The sequence below is a fragment of the Brucella sp. JSBI001 genome (assembly GCF_026014005.1).
GTDB lineage: Bacteria > Pseudomonadota > Alphaproteobacteria > Rhizobiales > Rhizobiaceae > Brucella > Brucella anthropi.
The window spans coordinates 16021-30970 of the sequence record NZ_CP110339.1 but is presented as its reverse complement, the minus strand read 5'-3'; the positions used below and the strand labels follow the sequence as shown (position 1 = coordinate 30970).

The following is a 14950-nucleotide window of genomic DNA, read 5'->3' as shown; positions in this document are numbered from 1 at the left end:
TTCATCCGCACCGCGTATTCGCGGATGACCGCACAATATTACTATGCTAGGGAAGCCCGGCTTATCTCTCAATCCCGGCGCGTGTCCGCGCCAAAAATGTGACTGTGAAAAATCCATGTCCCATTCTGCACCCCCGAAACCAGCAACCGCCCGCCGCTCGGAGGCACTTACGGGCGAAATTCGCATTCCGGGTGACAAATCCATCTCGCATCGTTCCTTCATGTTCGGCGGCCTTGCATCGGGTGAAACCCGCATCACCGGCCTTCTGGAAGGCGAAGACGTCATCAATACCGGTCGCGCCATGCAGGCCATGGGCGCGAAAATCCGCAAGGATGGCGATGCCTGGATCATCAATGGCGTCGGCAACGGCTGCCTGTTGCAGCCCGAAGCAGCGCTCGACTTCGGCAATGCCGGAACCGGTGCGCGCCTCACCATGGGCCTTGTCGGCACCTATGACATGAGAACCTCCTTTATCGGCGATGCCTCGCTTTCCAAGCGCCCGATGGGTCGCGTGCTGAACCCGTTGCGTGAAATGGGCGTTCAGGTGGAAGCAGCCGAAGGCGACCGCATGCCGCTGACGCTGATCGGCCCCAAGACGGCCAATCCGATCACCTATCGCGTGCCGATGGCATCCGCACAGGTCAAATCCGCCGTGCTGCTCGCCGGTCTCAACACGCCGGGCGTCACCACCGTCATCGAACCGGTCATGACCCGCGACCACACCGAAAAGATGCTGCAGGGCTTTGGCGCCGATCTTTCGGTTGAAACCGACAAGGACGGCGTGCGCCATATCCGCATCACCGGACAGGGCAAGCTTATCGGCCAGACCATCGACGTACCGGGTGATCCGTCGTCAACGGCTTTCCCGCTCGTTGCCGCCCTTCTGGTCGAAGGTTCGGATGTTACCATCCGCAACGTGCTGATGAACCCGACCCGTACCGGCCTGATCCTGACGTTGCAGGAAATGGGCGCCGATATCGAAGTGCTCAATGCCCGTCTTGCCGGCGGCGAGGATGTCGCCGATCTGCGCGTGAAGGCCTCGAAGCTGAAGGGCGTTGTCGTTCCGCCGGAACGCGCTCCGTCGATGATCGATGAATATCCGGTTCTGGCCATCGCCGCGTCCTTCGCGGAAGGCGAAACCGTGATGGACGGTCTCGACGAACTGCGCGTCAAGGAATCGGATCGTCTGGCAGCGGTTGCACGCGGTCTTGAAGCCAATGGCGTCGATTGCACCGAAGGCGAGATGTCGCTGACGGTCCGCGGTCGTCCCGACGGCAAGGGACTGGGCGGTGGCACAGTCGCAACCCATCTCGATCACCGCATCGCGATGAGCTTCCTCGTCATGGGCCTTGCATCGGAAAAGCCGGTGACGGTTGACGACAGCACCATGATCGCCACGTCTTTCCCCGAATTCATGGACATGATGCCGGGACTGGGCGCCAAGATCGAACTGAGCGACGCGCGATGACGCCGTTCATCGTCGCTATCGACGGACCGGCCGCCTCGGGCAAGGGAACCCTTGCCCGGCGCATCGCCATTCACTACGGCATGCCGCATCTGGATACGGGACTGACCTATCGCGCTGTGGCCAAGGCGCTGATCGACAAGGGGCTGCCGCTCGATGATGAAGCGGTGGCGGCTGACGCCGCGCTCAATCTCGATCTGCGCGAGATGGACAAGGCGGTCCTTTCCGCTCACGCGATCGGCGAAGCGGCATCGAAGGTCGCGGTCATGCCGAAGGTCAGACGTGCGCTTGTCGAAGCGCAGCGCAATTTCGCCAATGCCCTGCCCTCAAGCGTGCTTGACGGGCGCGATATCGGCACTGTCGTCTGTCCCGATGCAGCCATAAAGCTCTTCGTCACGGCGTCGCCGGAAGTGCGCGCCGAGCGTCGCTTTGAAGAAATCGTGGCACGCGGCGAGAAGGCAGATTTCGCGGAAATACTGGCCGACCTCAGGAAACGCGACGAGCGTGACACGAACCGCATCGATTCTCCCCTCAGACCCGCTGAAGACGCGCACTTGCTAGATACGAGCGAAATGAGTATAGAAGCGGCATTTCTAGCCGCAAAAAAGCTGATCGATCATGCTTTGGCGCAGCATCGGGGATGAAACCGACAAGTTTTTAGACTTTTTGGATCTCATTATGCCCCGAAAAGCTGGATTATCTTGAGTTCGGACCTATATAGGCTGCACTCATACTGAAAGCCTGACTTCGCGTTCCACGCGCCGGTTGTCTGCAAAGACGGGGCCGAGGTCGGGCATAACGCAACGCTAACCCCCGGCGCCGCATCCGATGAATTTTCCGGATGCACCAGGAGTATTCATGTCAGAATTCAATCCATCCCTCGCAGACTTCGAGTCGCTGCTGGCGGAATCCTTTGCAACGAACGACCTTGCTGAAGGTTATGTCGTCAAGGGCCGCATCGTAGCCATTGAAAAGGACATGGCGATCATCGACGCCGGTCTGAAGGTCGAAGGCCGCGTGCCGCTGAAGGAATTCGGCGCAAAGGGCAAAGACGGTACGCTGAAGCCGGGCGACGAAGTGGAAGTTTACGTCGAGCGCATTGAAAACGCTCTGGGCGAAGCTGTCCTGTCGCGCGAAAAAGCACGCCGTGAAGAAAGCTGGGTCAAGCTCGAGCAGAAGTTCGCCAATGGCGAGCGCGTCGATGGCGTCATCTTCAATCAGGTCAAGGGTGGTTTCACCGTCGACCTCGACGGCGCTGTTGCCTTCCTGCCGCGTTCGCAGGTCGACATTCGTCCGATCCGCGACGTCACCCCGCTCATGCACGTCCCGCAACCGTTCGAAATCCTCAAGATGGACAAGCGTCGCGGCAACATCGTTGTCTCGCGTCGTACCGTTCTTGAAGAGAGCCGTGCGGAACAGCGTTCGGAAATCGTCCAGAACCTTGAAGAAGGTCAGGTCGTTGAAGGCGTCGTCAAGAACATCACCGATTACGGTGCGTTCGTTGACCTCGGCGGCATCGACGGTCTCCTGCACGTGACCGACATGGCATGGCGCCGCGTCAACCATCCGTCGGAAATCCTCACCATCGGCCAGACGGTCAAGGTGCAGATCATCCGCATCAACCAGGAAACCCATCGTATCTCGCTCGGCATGAAGCAGCTCGAGAGCGATCCTTGGGATGGCATCGGCGCGAAGTACCCGATCGGCAAAAAGATCACCGGCACCGTCACGAACATCACCGACTACGGTGCGTTCGTTGAAATCGAGCCGGGCATCGAAGGCCTCATCCACGTTTCCGAAATGTCGTGGACCAAGAAGAATGTCCATCCGGGCAAGATTCTTTCCACCACGCAGGAAGTCGAAGTCGTTGTGCTCGAAGTTGATCCGGTCAAGCGCCGTATCTCGCTCGGCCTCAAGCAGACCCTCGACAATCCGTGGACGACCTTTGCCCAGAAGTACCCTGTCGGTACCGTTGTTGAAGGTGAAGTCAAGAACAAGACCGAATTCGGCCTGTTCATCGGCCTCGACGGCGACGTTGACGGCATGGTTCACCTCTCCGACCTCGACTGGAACCGTCCGGGCGAACAGGTCATCGAAGAGTACAACAAGGGTGAAGTCGTCAAGGCTGTCGTTCTCGATGTCGATATCGACAAGGAACGCATCTCGCTCGGCATCAAGCAGCTTTCCGGCGACAAGGTCGGCGAAGCAGCAGCTTCCGGCGAACTGCGCAAGAACGCCGTTGTGACCTGCGAAGTGACCGCCGTTACCGACGGTGGCCTCGAAGTCCGTCTCGTCGACCACGATCTCGAAAGCTTCATCAAGCGTTCGGATCTGTCGCGTGACCGCGACGAGCAGCGTCCGGAACGCTTCACGGTCGGTCAGAAGCTTGACGCTCGCGTCATCGCTTTCGACAAGAAGACCCGCAAGCTGCAGGTCTCGATCAAGGCGCTCGAAATCGCTGAAGAAAAAGAAGCTGTCGCTCAGTACGGTTCGTCCGACTCCGGCGCTTCGCTCGGCGACATCCTCGGTGCCGCTCTGAAGAAGCAGGAAAAGAACTAATCTTTTCTTCTTCGATCGAACATGAGAAAGCCCGCCTCCTGGCGGGCTTTTCTTTATCAAATAAATTTATGGTGATTCCTCCGCCACGAAATGGTCACGAACCAGCACAATTTTACATGCTCGACCAATATTGATTCATTATCTTCTTCTCCAATTCGGCAGATGGGTAACTAATAAAGCTTTCTCTGCATTAATCATGGAGGATAAAAGCTTCCAAGCCGCCTATTCATAGCAAAATATCTATACAGAATTACTTTTGAACGGATTGCATAAGATGATTTCCAGAACCACCACCCTGACCGCAATGCTGCTTTCAACTGCGCTGCTGAGCGCTTCCTTTGCCGTGCCAAGCTTCGCCGAAAGTGCAGCAAAGCCGAATGCCCCGGCGACCGAGAGCACGAAAGCTGCACAACAGGACGCCATCAAGAAGCTGGATGCCATTTCCGGCGATGGCCTCGCAGCGGTGCGCGGCGTTACACTGGCGCGACTGGCCATTTTTCAGGGAACACCCGACCAGGCCAAAGTCATTCTGTCGACGGTCAAGGATGATCTGGACAAGGCGCAGAAAGACACTCCATCCCTGCTCGACAAGATGAAAGCGGCTGGCGCTCCAGCCGACGAAGTCGCCGAAGTTCAGTCGGGCACATTGCCGGTCGATATGGAAGTCGGTGTGGTCGATGACTACAAGCTGACGCCTGAAAAGGCTGCTCACCTGAAAAAGGCCAATGAACATATCCAGCATGGCCGCAAGAAAGAGGCTCAGGATGAGCTGAAACTCGCGGATGTCGATCTGGTGATAACCGAAACGACAGCCAATCTGCCTGCCATCGACAAGGATGTCGATCTGGCACTGGAACAGCTCGGCAACGGCAAATATTACGATGCCAACCTGACCCTCATCAAGGCGGAACATATGGTGACGATCCGCTCCAATATGTCCGTTGATAACAAGAAGGACACCGGCAAGACAGCCAATGCACCAGCCGACGCAAAGCCGACTGATGCGGCTAAGAAGAGCTGACCATCGCTTGTGAGAATAAAGGCCGGGATGTGAACCATCCCGGCCCTTTTTATGCAACGCTGAGCATATGGATCAGGCCAAGGCTGATTGCGCAGAGCGCAACGAGCGAAAGCACTGCGGTCAGTGTCACCCGGCCACCTGCCGACGCCACCGAACGGATATCGACGCCGAGGCCAAGGGCCGCCATCGAAATGATGGTGAGTATGGTCGAGGCATATTGAATGCCAGGCAGAATCGTTTCCGGTATCAGATGCAGCGAATGCAGCGCCATCATGCCAAGGAAGCCGAGGATGAACCATGGCACCAGCTGGAAGAAGCCCGGCTTGGCATTCGCATCCTTGTTACCGGCGAGAAGCGCCAGCGCAAGAATAACCGGTCCCAGCATCAGAACGCGCACGAGTTTCACCAGCGTGCCAAGCTGGACACTGATCGTCGCGACCGGCGCAGTGGCCGCCAGAACCTGTGGCACTGCATAAACGGTCAGGCCAGCCAGCACGCCATATTGCGTGTGCGAAAGCCCCAGAATCGGCACCAGCAGTGGCAGAAGCAGCACGACGACCACGCCGAGAATAGCGGTAAAGGCGATCGAAGCCGCCACGTCCTCGCTTCCCGCGCCGATAACCGGTGCGGTTGCGGCAATAGCGGAATTGCCGCAAATGGAATTCCCGCAGGCGACCAGCACGGCCATCCGATGCGGAAGCTTCAGCAAACGCCCGATCCCGTAGCTGAGCGTAATAGCCAGCACCACGACGCCTGCAATACCGAAAATAAGGCCCGAACCCGCGGCCACCACCGCGCTGGCGCTGATCGACGCGCCAAGCAATACCACTGCAATTTCCAGAAGAAGCTTGGCGGAAAAGCCGATGCCCTTGTTGAAATGCTTGCCCGGACGCAGGAACGTCCGCACGACCGTGCCGAGGAGGATGGCGATCACCAGCGCTTCGAGCCAGGCGCGCCCTGCATAATGTTCCTCGACTTTTTCGAGTCCGATCGCGGCGATAGCAACGGCGACGCTCAAGCCAAGTCCCGGGAGGATGTTCTGGATTTTGGAGTAGGTCATTTTCAGCACTTCAAATCTGACTGTCTGCATTTTTCGCATTATCCCGCGCAAAACCGCTTCGCACTTTTGCTGGAAATGCTCGTATGAGAATTATTTTTCGATTAGATGCCTGTTTTTCCCTGTTCAATCCATTTCATTATATGGCATATTTCATTTGAAAAAATCGAACGATCATCGCTATGACACTGGAACAGCTACGAATTTTCATTGAAGTCGCCGAGCGTGAGCACCTCACGCGAGCCTCGGAAGCCCTGCATCTGACCCCTTCGGCGGTCAGTTCGGCCATCCGCACCATGGAAGATCGCTACGGAGCGACGCTCTTCAACCGCATCGGGCGGCGGATCGAGCTGACCGGTGACGGGCGCATGTTTCTGGACGAGGCACGCGCAACGTTTGCGCGCGCCCGTTCTGCCGAGCGGATGCTATCGGAACTTGGTGGCGGCAAACGGGGCATTCTCGCCATTCATGCCAGCCAGACCATCGCCAGCTATTGGCTGCCGTCCTTTCTGGCACGGTTTCACGCCGCCTACCCCTTGATCGACGTGCGACTGACGCTTGGCAATACGGAAAGCGTTACCGAGGCGACACAGGAAGGCGTCGCCGATATTGGCCTCGTCGAAGGTGCTGTGCAGGCGCCGTCGCTATCAATCAGCAAGGTTGCAAGCGACCAGCTTATTCTGGTGGCGCGCCCCCATCATGACTGGGGTACGGGCGGCAAACTCACCTGGGATCGGCTTTTCGAGGGAAAATGGATCTTGCGTGAACAGGGATCGGGAACGCGCAGCGTTTTCGAGGATGCGATGCGCGCTTCCGGTTATAATCCGGCGCGACTGCATGTGGCGCTGGAACTGCCATCGAACGAAGCCATCTGTTCGGCGGTGCGCTCCGGTGATTACGTGACGGCCATATCGGAACTTGTCGCCGCCCCGCATCTTGCTGCCGGAACTCTGGTAAAGGCGGATTTTGCTCTCCCGCAGCGCCAGTTTCTCATGCTGCAGCACAACGACCGCTACAGGACGAAAGCGCTGCAGTCTTTCGCCAACTTGCTGAGTGGCGGGGATCAGCGGATCTGACGTAATAGCTCCGGCTGCGGGAAGCAGGTTGACGCCATGCCGTTTTTCGCCTGCCACAGGCCGATCGAGCGGCGGGTCTTGAAGCCGGGCAGACCGTCCGGCTTGCCGACATCATAGCCCAGCGCCTGCATGCGTTTCTGCATTGCGCCGATATCAGAGCGATACATGGAGCCGACGTCGCCCCATCCACGGCTGAAATCGCCCGCGCCATAGGCGATACGATCACCGACGTGACCGATGAAGAGCGCGTAGAGATCGCTCATATTATAGTCTTTGAGCACGTAGAAATTCGGGCTCACGACAAAGGCCGGACCGTAGCGACCAGCGGGCATGAGCAGAAAGCCCTCGCCCTTCATTTCATTGGCCGGAAACGGTTTGCCATTCACCCGCGTAATGCCGAGCTTTGCCCATTCGGCAATCGTCTTGCCCTGATCCGGACCTTCCAGCGAGCAGGATACGTTCTGCGGAACGCTCACTTCAAAGCCCCAGTCACGCCCCTTCTGCCAACCATGCAGCTTCAGATAATTGGCGATGGAGGCGAGCGTATCCGGCACCGAGTTCCAGATGTCGCGCTTGCCGTCACCGTCGAAATCGACAGCATGTTTCAGATAGGAAGTCGGCATGAATTGCGGCTGGCCGAGTGCACCCGCCCATGAGCTTTTCATAGCGGCTTCGTCGATATAGCCCCTGGAAGCGATTTCGAGCGCAGCAATCAGTTCCTTCCGGAACATGTCCTTGCGGGTGGCCATAAAAGCCTTGGTGCCAAGAACCTCATAGGCATTGTAGGGAATCTTCACCGTACCGAAGCCGGATTCGCGGCCCCATACGGCAAGCAGGATCGGCCCCGGAACACCGTATTTCTGTTCGATGCGCTTCAGGAGATTGGCATATTGGCCATAGCGCGCCTTGCCACCGCTTGTGACCGCGCCCATCGTCTTTGCATTGAAATATTTGCCGGGTGCACCGAATTCCGCCTGTTTCTGCTCTTTCGGTGTCGAGGGCTTTTCGCCGGGGATGACAAGGTCTGGCAGCTTCCAGTTGATCGAGACACCGGCAAAAGCCTGATCGAACACGGCGCGCGATACGCCTGCTGCCTTCGCTTCCGGCCAAAGGTCCTTTTCGAGCCAGTTGCGATACTGGCTTTCAATCTGCGCCTTGGACGGCGCGGCAATGGCGGGAGAAATGGCAAGGCTGGCAAGCAGTGCGAGACCAATCTTCAGGCTATGCTTCCAATTTCCCGCTGCCATGCCTTCTCCATTAGTTCTAAAGGGTGGTTCTTGCCCGCAAGGCGGCAGCAAGCGTGCCTTCATCCAGATAATCAAGCTCGCCGCCGACCGGAACGCCATGGGCAAGCCGCGTGACACGAACGTCGAAGCTCGACAGCTGGTCGGTGATGTAATGCGCCGTGGTCTGGCCTTCGACGGTAGCGTTGACCGCGAGAATCACTTCCTTGATCTCACCCGTGGAAACCCGTTCCACCAGTCCTTTGATGTTGAGATCGTCCGGGCCGATGCCATCGAGCGGTGACAGGCGACCGCCGAGAACGTGATAGCGCACATTCATCGTGCCTGCCCGCTCCAACGCCCAGAGATCGGAAACGTCTTCCACGACAATAAGAGTGGTGGGATCGCGACGTTCATCGGTGCAGATCGTGCACGGATCGGACGTATCGACATTGCCGCAACAAGAACAGATGCGTACCTTTTCGGCAGCTTCCTGCATGGCGCCACCAAGCGGCACCAGAAGCGCTTCTTTCTTCTTGATGAGATGCAGCGCCGCACGACGGGCCGAACGCGGCCCAAGCCCCGGCACGCGGGCCAGGAGCTGGATAAGACGTTCGATTTCGGGACCGGCTATTCGTTTGGACATCTTTTAAGGCAATACGGCAATAGGGCGGTAAGACAATAAGGAAAGCAGAGGCAGCAACGTTTCGGGCAGATAAAACATACTGCCCTAATGCCTTACTGCCCTACTCACTTAAAACGGCAGCTTGAACCCCGGAGGAATCGGCAGACCAGCGGTGAGCGACTGCGTCTTCTCGGCCATGGCCGCTTCAAGCTTGGCCTTGGCGTCGTTATGCGCCGCGATGATCAGGTCTTCGAGGATTTCCACCTCTTCTTCCTTCATCAGCGACGGATCGATTTTCAGCGCCGACAGGGTGCCCTTGCCGGAAAGCGTGATCGTCACCAGCCCGCCGCCCGAAGAGGCCGAGGCTTCCATGGTGGCGATCTCGTCCTGCATGGCCTTCATCTTGGCCTGCAATTCCTTCGCCTGCTTCATCATGCCCATCATGTCACGCATGGGTTCACTCCATCATTCCGTAAATCAGTCGTCTTCAGACGGTGCGCCCGGTGTTTCCACCACGGCATCGAGGTCAATGTCCTCGTCGTCATTCTGTTCCGGTACGGCAATGCGCACGTCGGTGATTTTTGCCCCCGGAAAGGCCGCGAGAATAGCGGCGACATCGGGATCGGCGCGGGCATCCGTCACCAGATTGTCGCGTCGCTCGGTTTCCGCCTCCGAAATGGTCTGCCCGGCCACGTCACGCGCGACCGTCACTACCCAGCGAATGCCGGTCCAGTTCAGGAGGCGTTGCGAAATATCGCTCGGCAGAGATTTCGGCGCATCGTCGGTCAGGCCGATTTCGAGCCGCCCGGGTGCAATGGATGCAAGGCGCACGCAACCCTTGACCAGAATCTTGAACTGCATGTCGCGGTGCTTGTCGGCAAGTGCGACGACATCATGCAAGCTGTTGACCGGCACCGAAGGCTGCGGCGTGTTCTCGACAAACTGCTGCGGTGCGGCTGACGGCTGAACCGGCTGCGGTGGTGTTTCCACGATACGCATGGCTGTTGCCGGTCCACCGGAAGCTGGAGCCATCGAAGACGATCCAACCGCATCGGCGGCAAAACGCGCTTCCGGCGCACCACCGCCGCCATTCGGCCGCGGATTGCCCGGCTGCGGACGCGGCGCCGAAACGGAGCCATTGTCGAGACCGCGAATCGCCTCGTCCAGCGTCGGCAGATCTGCGGCATGGGCAAGCCGGATCAAAAGCATTTCTGCAGCCTGAACCGGTCTCGTCGCCGTATCGACTTCCGCAATGCCCTTGAGCAGCATCTGCCATGTGCGCGACAGCACACGGACAGAAAGTTTCTGCGCGAATTCACGACCGCGCACGCGCTCATCTTCCGACAGGGACACGTCTTCGGCCACATCCGGCGTGAAACGCAGTCGTGTCACGAGATGGTTGAAATCGGCAAGATCGGTCAGCACGACCGACGGGTCGGCACCGACATCATACTGCGCGCGAAATTCCGTCAGTGCGCCAGCCACATCGCCACGCATCAGCATCTCGAAGAGGTCGATGATACGGGCACGGTCGGCAAGGCCCAGCATGGAGCGCACGGCTTCCGCCGTGACAGTACCCGCACCATGCGCGATGGCCTGATCGAAGATCGACAGCGAATCGCGCGCCGAGCCCTCGCCTGCGCGTGCGATCATGGCGAGCGACGTATCATCCACCGCGATCTGTTCCGCTTCCGCGATGCGGCGCAGATGCTGCGCCAGCGTGCCCGATTCGATACGGCGCAGGTCGAAGCGCTGGCAGCGCGACAGAACCGTGATCGGAACTTTTCGGATTTCGGTGGTGGCAAAGATGAATTTGACGTGCGGCGGTGGCTCTTCCAGTGTCTTCAACAGGCCGTTGAAAGCCTGATTGGAGAGCATGTGCACTTCGTCGATGATGTAGACCTTGTAGCGCGCCGAAACCGGGCGGTAACGCACCTGCTCGATGATCTCGCGGATATCGTCGATACCGGTATGCGAGGCGGCATCCATCTCGATCACATCGACATGACGGCCTTCCATGATCGCCTGGCAGTTTTCGCCCTGCACGGAAAGGTCGATGGTCGGCTGGTCGATCGTATCGGTCTTGTAATTGAGCGCACGCGCCAGAATGCGCGCTGTCGTGGTCTTGCCGACCCCGCGAACGCCGGTAAGCATCCAGGCCTGCGCAATGCGGCCCGTCTCGAACGCGTTCTTGAGCGTGCGAACCATCGGCTCCTGGCCGATAAGGTCGTTGAAATTCTGGGGGCGATACTTGCGGGCGAGAACGCGATAGGCGCCATCGGCGGATTTTGTGTCCATAGCGACCCTTCCGTTCTTCCTGTTCCGCTTTTTCTCAGTCGCCAGTTTGGACCGGACGCATGAGCGGCGTCAACCAAAGAGGCAACCCATCAACAGTCGTCGGCGTAGCGAGAAAGGGTGGGAGGCTGGCACGATGACCCGTGCCGTGGCTCGTTAGGGCTGCTTCCTTCCGGACCTGACCCGGTTGGCGAGTGGCTCGTCCACCACCAACCTCCCACGCTGCATATCGTCAATTGTGAAGCAAAAAGCAAGGAGGGCGCCACGCAAAAAGCAAGCGCTGGACGAAAAAAACTGGTAAATGTCGGCCTATGGAACAATTCGAACTCGATAAACGGCTCAATGCCGACACTTTTTCCGTGGCCAAGCTCGGCCTGTGCGAGCTTCGGTTGATGAACGATCGGCGCTGGCCATGGTTGATCCTGGTGCCGCGCCGTCCTGGCCTAGCTGAAATCCATGACATGACGCCACTCGACCAGACCATGCTGACCTTCGAGTTGGGCATCGTTGCGCAGGCACTCAAGACTGTGACGGGTTGCCAGAAGATCAATACGGGCGCGCTCGGCAATATCGTTCGGCAGCTGCATCTGCATGTGATCGCCCGCAATGAAGGCGATGCGGGCTGGCCCGGCCCTGTCTGGGGCTTTGGCACCCGCGAGACCTATGACGAAAAAGACGCCCGCCAGCTGATCGCCGACATTCGCACGGCGCTTTAATTTGCTTTCACGCGTATCTTTTCCGAAAATCGTTTCACACTTTTCGGGATGCGCTTTAAATCCCCCAACAATGCCGAGATAGATATGACTTTCCGTCTCTACGATCTGCCGGAAATCGAACCGAGCCGATCTGTCGGATTTTCCGGCAACCGGATCGACCGCCAATCCGAAAAGCGGCAGGATGACTCTGCCTTCACAGCGCTGGAACTTCCCGAAACGCGAATCATGTTGCTTGGCGGTAACCGGCTGCTTCTCGACTACGCCGATGAAAAAGCGCCCCGCGCATTGTTCCGCCTCGGTGAGGCGAAGGACTTTGCGCCTGATCTTCACGAGCCGATTTTTCTCGGTCTTCAGGACGGCGCGCCGCTTGTCGCTTTGACGACACCGCTCGACCCCGAGACGACGGAAACGCCTTTCCGTCTGCAGGATTATCGCAGCATTTATACCGAAGGACTGGTATCCGCCGACCTGCTCGGCGCGCTGGCGCAAGCCGCAGCGCTGACCGCATGGCATGCCAATCACCGTTTCTGCGGACGCTGCGGTACAAAAACCGACATGCGCGCTGGCGGTGCCAAGCGGCAATGCCCGAACTGTGGTGCGGAACATTTCCCGCGTACCGACCCGGTGGCGATTATGCTGCCGGTACGCGGCGAAAAATGCATTCTGGCCCGCAGCCCGCATTTCGCACCCGGTTCCTATTCCTGCCTCGCAGGCTTTATCGAGCACGGCGAAACAATCGAGGCCGCCGTGCGCCGCGAAAGTGTCGAGGAAATGGGGCTCTCCATCGGTCGCGTTGCCTATCATGCGAGCCAGCCCTGGCCGTTTCCCTATTCGCTGATGATCGGCTGTCATGCCGAGGTTTTGAGCGACGACTTCACTATCGACCGTTCGGAATTGGAAGACGGTCGCTGGTTCTCGAAGGCCGAAGTGCGGACAATGCTGGAAGGCACACATGAAAATGGGTTGCGGGTGCCACCGTCCGGCGCCATCGCAACCCATCTGATAAAGGCCTGGGTCTACGACGCAGGCTGATTATTCTGCTGCCAGCAGATGCGTATCTCGGATATCGCTGCCTTTGTAGACGCCGAGAATCCGCACTTCCTTGGTGAAGAACCGCAATTCTTCCAGCGCGAACTGCAGATTGGCGTCTTCCGGGTGTCCTTCGACATCGGCATAGAACTGCGTGGCGATGAAACGCCCGCCGATCTGATAGCTTTCGAGCTTCGTCATGTTGATGCCATTGGTGGCAAAGCCGCCCAGCGCCTTGTAGAGCGCAGCCGGGACGTTGCGCACGCGGAAGACAAAAGTCGTCACGATGCGTTCGCCGTTTTCGGGACGCTGTGCCCATTGCTTGTTCTTGGACAGAACAACGAAGCGGGTCACGTTATCTTCCGAATCCTCGACATTTTCTTCCAGAATATCGAGACCATAGAGCTCAGCGGCAAGGCTTGGTGCCAAAGCCGCCATGGAACGGTCTTTCATATCGGCGACGAGGCGAGCCGCTCCCGCCGTATCGCCTGCGATGACGCCCTTCCAGCCATTCTGGCGGATGACGTTGCGGCACTGGCCAAGCGCATGGACATGGCTGTGTACCGTCTTGATTTCCTCGCGCTTGACGCCCGGAAGTACCATCAGCTGGAAATGGATCGGCAGGAAATATTCGCCAATGATATGCATGTCGGCGAGCGGCAGCAGATAATGAATATCGGCGACGCGACCGGCCAGAGTGTTCTCGATCGGGATCATGGCGAGGTCGGCAGCGCCGGTTTCAACCGCGTTGAAGGCATCCTCGAAAGTCGGGCACGGCAAAGGCTCCATATCGGGAAACATGTTGCGGCACGCCGTATCGGAATTCGCGCCCGCTTCACCCTGAAAGGAAATCCTGTTGGTTTTCATCGTACCATGCTTTCTTAAATGCCACTCATCGGTGGCCCGTTAGATACCCTGTGCTACAAGAATGCGCGCGCGGTCAAGATCGGCCTGCGTATCAACGCCGAGCGGCACCGTCCTCACAAGTTCCACATCAATACGCATTCCGGCTTCAAGAGCCCTCAATTGCTCGAGTTTTTCGCGCTTCTCCAAGGGAGACGGCCCAAGCTTCACAAAGCGTTCAAGCGCTGAGCGGCGATAGGCGTAAAGGCCGATATGGTGATAAAGCGGGCCTTCACCGTAGGGCGCGGTTGCGCGGGTGAAATAAAGTGCGCGCAGGCGGCTGTTGCCGGCAAGCGGGGAGCCGACGATCTTCACCACACTCGGATTGGTCTTCTCCGACTCTTCCTCGATTTCGACGCCGAGCGTTGCAATGTCGGCAGGTCCGTCTTCCAACGGCAGAAGCGCACGGCGGATGATATCGGGATCGATGGTCGGCAGGTCGCCCTGAACGTTCACCACGGCATCAAACTCGCCCGCCGGATCGACTTTCATCAATGCTTCATAGATGCGGTCGGAGCCGGATTCGTGATCCTCGCGCGTCATGATGGCTTCGTGGCCATGCGCGGTAACGATTGAAAAAATCTCTTCGCTGTCGGTTGCAACCACCGTCCGGCCCAGCTTTGCAGCCGCTGCACGATCGGCCACATGCACGATCATCGGCTTGCCGCAAATATCGGCGAGCGGCTTGTTCGGCAGCCGCGTGGACGCCATGCGTGCCGGGATAAGAGTGAGTGTCTTTAATGTCTGAAGCATCATCGCCTCTTGAGATCGATAAGGTCGCGGACGTCTTTTAAACCGCTTTCGAGGCGCTGGAAATGCATCAAAAGTGTCAAAAAGTCACGGGTCTAGTTACCGTTATAGGTGTTGCATCGCCCTGGTAAAAGACCTAGTTTCCGCCCGATGCCGGGGAGAGAATTGCGACCTTTATTGAAGGTTTGCATGCCGGCTAGGAGAGCGTTCTCGGGGAGAGCGTTTTGGTAG

At 58.3% G+C, this 14950-nt stretch carries 14 protein-coding genes and 1 other RNA gene; 7 read left to right on the top strand and 8 right to left on the bottom strand.

The features are described 5' to 3' along the window. The first annotated feature begins 115 nt into the window (after positions 1 to 115). The 4 genes from aroA to LJ361_RS00125 all read left to right on the top strand — a co-directional run bounded on the left by aroA (position 116) and on the right by LJ361_RS00125 (position 5045). The gene (aroA, locus tag LJ361_RS00140) at positions 116 to 1468 is read left to right on the top strand and encodes a 3-phosphoshikimate 1-carboxyvinyltransferase (RefSeq protein WP_010657837.1); all 1353 of its coding nucleotides are present in this window, start codon (positions 116 to 118) and stop codon (positions 1466 to 1468) included. Further along, a complete protein-coding gene (gene cmk, locus LJ361_RS00135) occupies positions 1465 to 2109 on the top strand; it encodes a (d)CMP kinase (RefSeq protein WP_010657836.1) in 645 nt (214 codons plus the stop codon). Before aroA ends, cmk begins: the two co-directional genes overlap by 4 nt. 214 nt (positions 2110 to 2323) lie before the next feature. Continuing rightward, entirely contained in the window at positions 2324 to 4024 is a 1701-nt protein-coding gene (rpsA, locus tag LJ361_RS00130) for a 30S ribosomal protein S1 (protein WP_010657835.1), read from the top strand. Between the two features lie 274 nt (positions 4025 to 4298). Further along, positions 4299 to 5045, top strand: a complete 747-nt coding sequence (locus tag LJ361_RS00125) for a YfdX family protein (RefSeq protein WP_010657834.1) — start codon at positions 4299 to 4301, stop codon at positions 5043 to 5045. 49 nt (positions 5046 to 5094) lie between these two features. Here the strand turns inward: LJ361_RS00125 and LJ361_RS00120 are convergent, their stop codons facing one another. Further along, positions 5095 to 6105 (bottom strand): YeiH family protein, encoded by a 1011-nt coding sequence (locus tag LJ361_RS00120; protein WP_010657833.1) that lies wholly within the window; start codon positions 6103 to 6105, stop codon positions 5095 to 5097. Positions 6106 to 6284: 179 nt separating this feature from the next. On the opposite strand from LJ361_RS00120, the gene LJ361_RS00115 reads away from it, so the two are divergent. Continuing rightward, a complete protein-coding gene (locus LJ361_RS00115) occupies positions 6285 to 7178 on the top strand; it encodes a LysR family transcriptional regulator (protein WP_010657832.1) in 894 nt (297 codons plus the stop codon). Here LJ361_RS00115 and LJ361_RS00110 read toward each other — a convergent pair. The 5 genes from LJ361_RS00110 to ffs form a co-directional block, all read right to left on the bottom strand. Continuing rightward, positions 7166 to 8425, bottom strand: coding sequence for a lytic murein transglycosylase (locus tag LJ361_RS00110; RefSeq protein WP_010657831.1), 1260 nt, complete (start codon positions 8423 to 8425; stop codon positions 7166 to 7168). The genes LJ361_RS00115 and LJ361_RS00110 overlap by 13 nt on opposite strands. A gap of 16 nt (positions 8426 to 8441) precedes the next feature. After that, the gene (gene recR, locus LJ361_RS00105) at positions 8442 to 9047 is read right to left on the bottom strand and encodes a recombination mediator RecR (protein ID WP_010657830.1); all 606 of its coding nucleotides are present in this window, start codon (positions 9045 to 9047) and stop codon (positions 8442 to 8444) included. A gap of 108 nt (positions 9048 to 9155) precedes the next feature. Next, a complete protein-coding gene (locus LJ361_RS00100; protein ID WP_010657829.1) occupies positions 9156 to 9479 on the bottom strand; it encodes a YbaB/EbfC family nucleoid-associated protein in 324 nt (107 codons plus the stop codon). Positions 9480 to 9503: 24 nt separating this feature from the next. Further along, positions 9504 to 11324 carry a DNA polymerase III subunit gamma/tau gene (locus LJ361_RS00095; RefSeq protein ID WP_010657828.1) on the bottom strand — a complete coding sequence of 607 codons (1821 nt, stop codon included), beginning with the start codon at positions 11322 to 11324 and terminating at the stop codon, positions 9504 to 9506. 117 nt (positions 11325 to 11441) lie between these two features. Further along, positions 11442 to 11539, bottom strand: an RNA gene (gene ffs / locus LJ361_RS00090) — signal recognition particle sRNA small type. Between the two features lie 93 nt (positions 11540 to 11632). On the opposite strand from ffs, the gene LJ361_RS00085 reads away from it, so the two are divergent. Together LJ361_RS00085 and nudC are read left to right on the top strand one after the other, a co-directional pair. Further along, a complete protein-coding gene (locus tag LJ361_RS00085) occupies positions 11633 to 12037 on the top strand; it encodes an HIT domain-containing protein (RefSeq protein WP_010657827.1) in 405 nt (134 codons plus the stop codon). Between the two features lie 84 nt (positions 12038 to 12121). Beyond that, positions 12122 to 13069 carry an NAD(+) diphosphatase gene (nudC, locus tag LJ361_RS00080; protein ID WP_010657826.1) on the top strand — a complete coding sequence of 316 codons (948 nt, stop codon included), beginning with the start codon at positions 12122 to 12124 and terminating at the stop codon, positions 13067 to 13069. On the opposite strand, the gene LJ361_RS00075 is transcribed toward nudC, so the two are convergent. Both LJ361_RS00075 and LJ361_RS00070 read right to left on the bottom strand, forming a co-directional pair. Then, positions 13070 to 13933 (bottom strand): prephenate dehydratase, encoded by an 864-nt coding sequence (locus LJ361_RS00075; protein ID WP_010657825.1) that lies wholly within the window; start codon positions 13931 to 13933, stop codon positions 13070 to 13072. Between the two features lie 39 nt (positions 13934 to 13972). Next, on the bottom strand, positions 13973 to 14722 hold the full coding sequence (locus LJ361_RS00070; RefSeq protein WP_010657824.1) for a 3-deoxy-manno-octulosonate cytidylyltransferase: 750 nt from the start codon (positions 14720 to 14722) through the stop codon (positions 13973 to 13975). Positions 14723 to 14950: the final 228 nt, after the last annotated feature.

What these genes read in the sequence shown, in the direction of transcription:
- nudC (WP_010657826.1), top strand. Translation starts at nt 12,122, where the DNA reads ATGACTTTCCGTCTCTACGATCTGCCGGAAATCGAACCGAGCCGATCT.
- LJ361_RS00100 (WP_010657829.1), bottom strand. Translation starts at nt 9,479, where the DNA reads ATGCGTGACATGATGGGCATGATGAAGCAGGCGAAGGAATTGCAGGCC.
- LJ361_RS00120 (WP_010657833.1), bottom strand. Translation starts at nt 6,105, where the DNA reads ATGACCTACTCCAAAATCCAGAACATCCTCCCGGGACTTGGCTTGAGC.
- LJ361_RS00110 (WP_010657831.1), bottom strand. Translation starts at nt 8,425, where the DNA reads ATGGCAGCGGGAAATTGGAAGCATAGCCTGAAGATTGGTCTCGCACTG.
- LJ361_RS00125 (WP_010657834.1), top strand. Translation starts at nt 4,299, where the DNA reads ATGATTTCCAGAACCACCACCCTGACCGCAATGCTGCTTTCAACTGCG.
- LJ361_RS00085 (WP_010657827.1), top strand. Translation starts at nt 11,633, where the DNA reads ATGGAACAATTCGAACTCGATAAACGGCTCAATGCCGACACTTTTTCC.
- cmk (WP_010657836.1), top strand. Translation starts at nt 1,465, where the DNA reads ATGACGCCGTTCATCGTCGCTATCGACGGACCGGCCGCCTCGGGCAAG.
- LJ361_RS00115 (WP_010657832.1), top strand. Translation starts at nt 6,285, where the DNA reads ATGACACTGGAACAGCTACGAATTTTCATTGAAGTCGCCGAGCGTGAG.
- rpsA (WP_010657835.1), top strand. Translation starts at nt 2,324, where the DNA reads ATGTCAGAATTCAATCCATCCCTCGCAGACTTCGAGTCGCTGCTGGCG.
- LJ361_RS00095 (WP_010657828.1), bottom strand. Translation starts at nt 11,324, where the DNA reads ATGGACACAAAATCCGCCGATGGCGCCTATCGCGTTCTCGCCCGCAAG.
- LJ361_RS00070 (WP_010657824.1), bottom strand. Translation starts at nt 14,722, where the DNA reads ATGCTTCAGACATTAAAGACACTCACTCTTATCCCGGCACGCATGGCG.
- recR (WP_010657830.1), bottom strand. Translation starts at nt 9,047, where the DNA reads ATGTCCAAACGAATAGCCGGTCCCGAAATCGAACGTCTTATCCAGCTC.
- aroA (WP_010657837.1), top strand. Translation starts at nt 116, where the DNA reads ATGTCCCATTCTGCACCCCCGAAACCAGCAACCGCCCGCCGCTCGGAG.
- LJ361_RS00075 (WP_010657825.1), bottom strand. Translation starts at nt 13,933, where the DNA reads ATGAAAACCAACAGGATTTCCTTTCAGGGTGAAGCGGGCGCGAATTCC.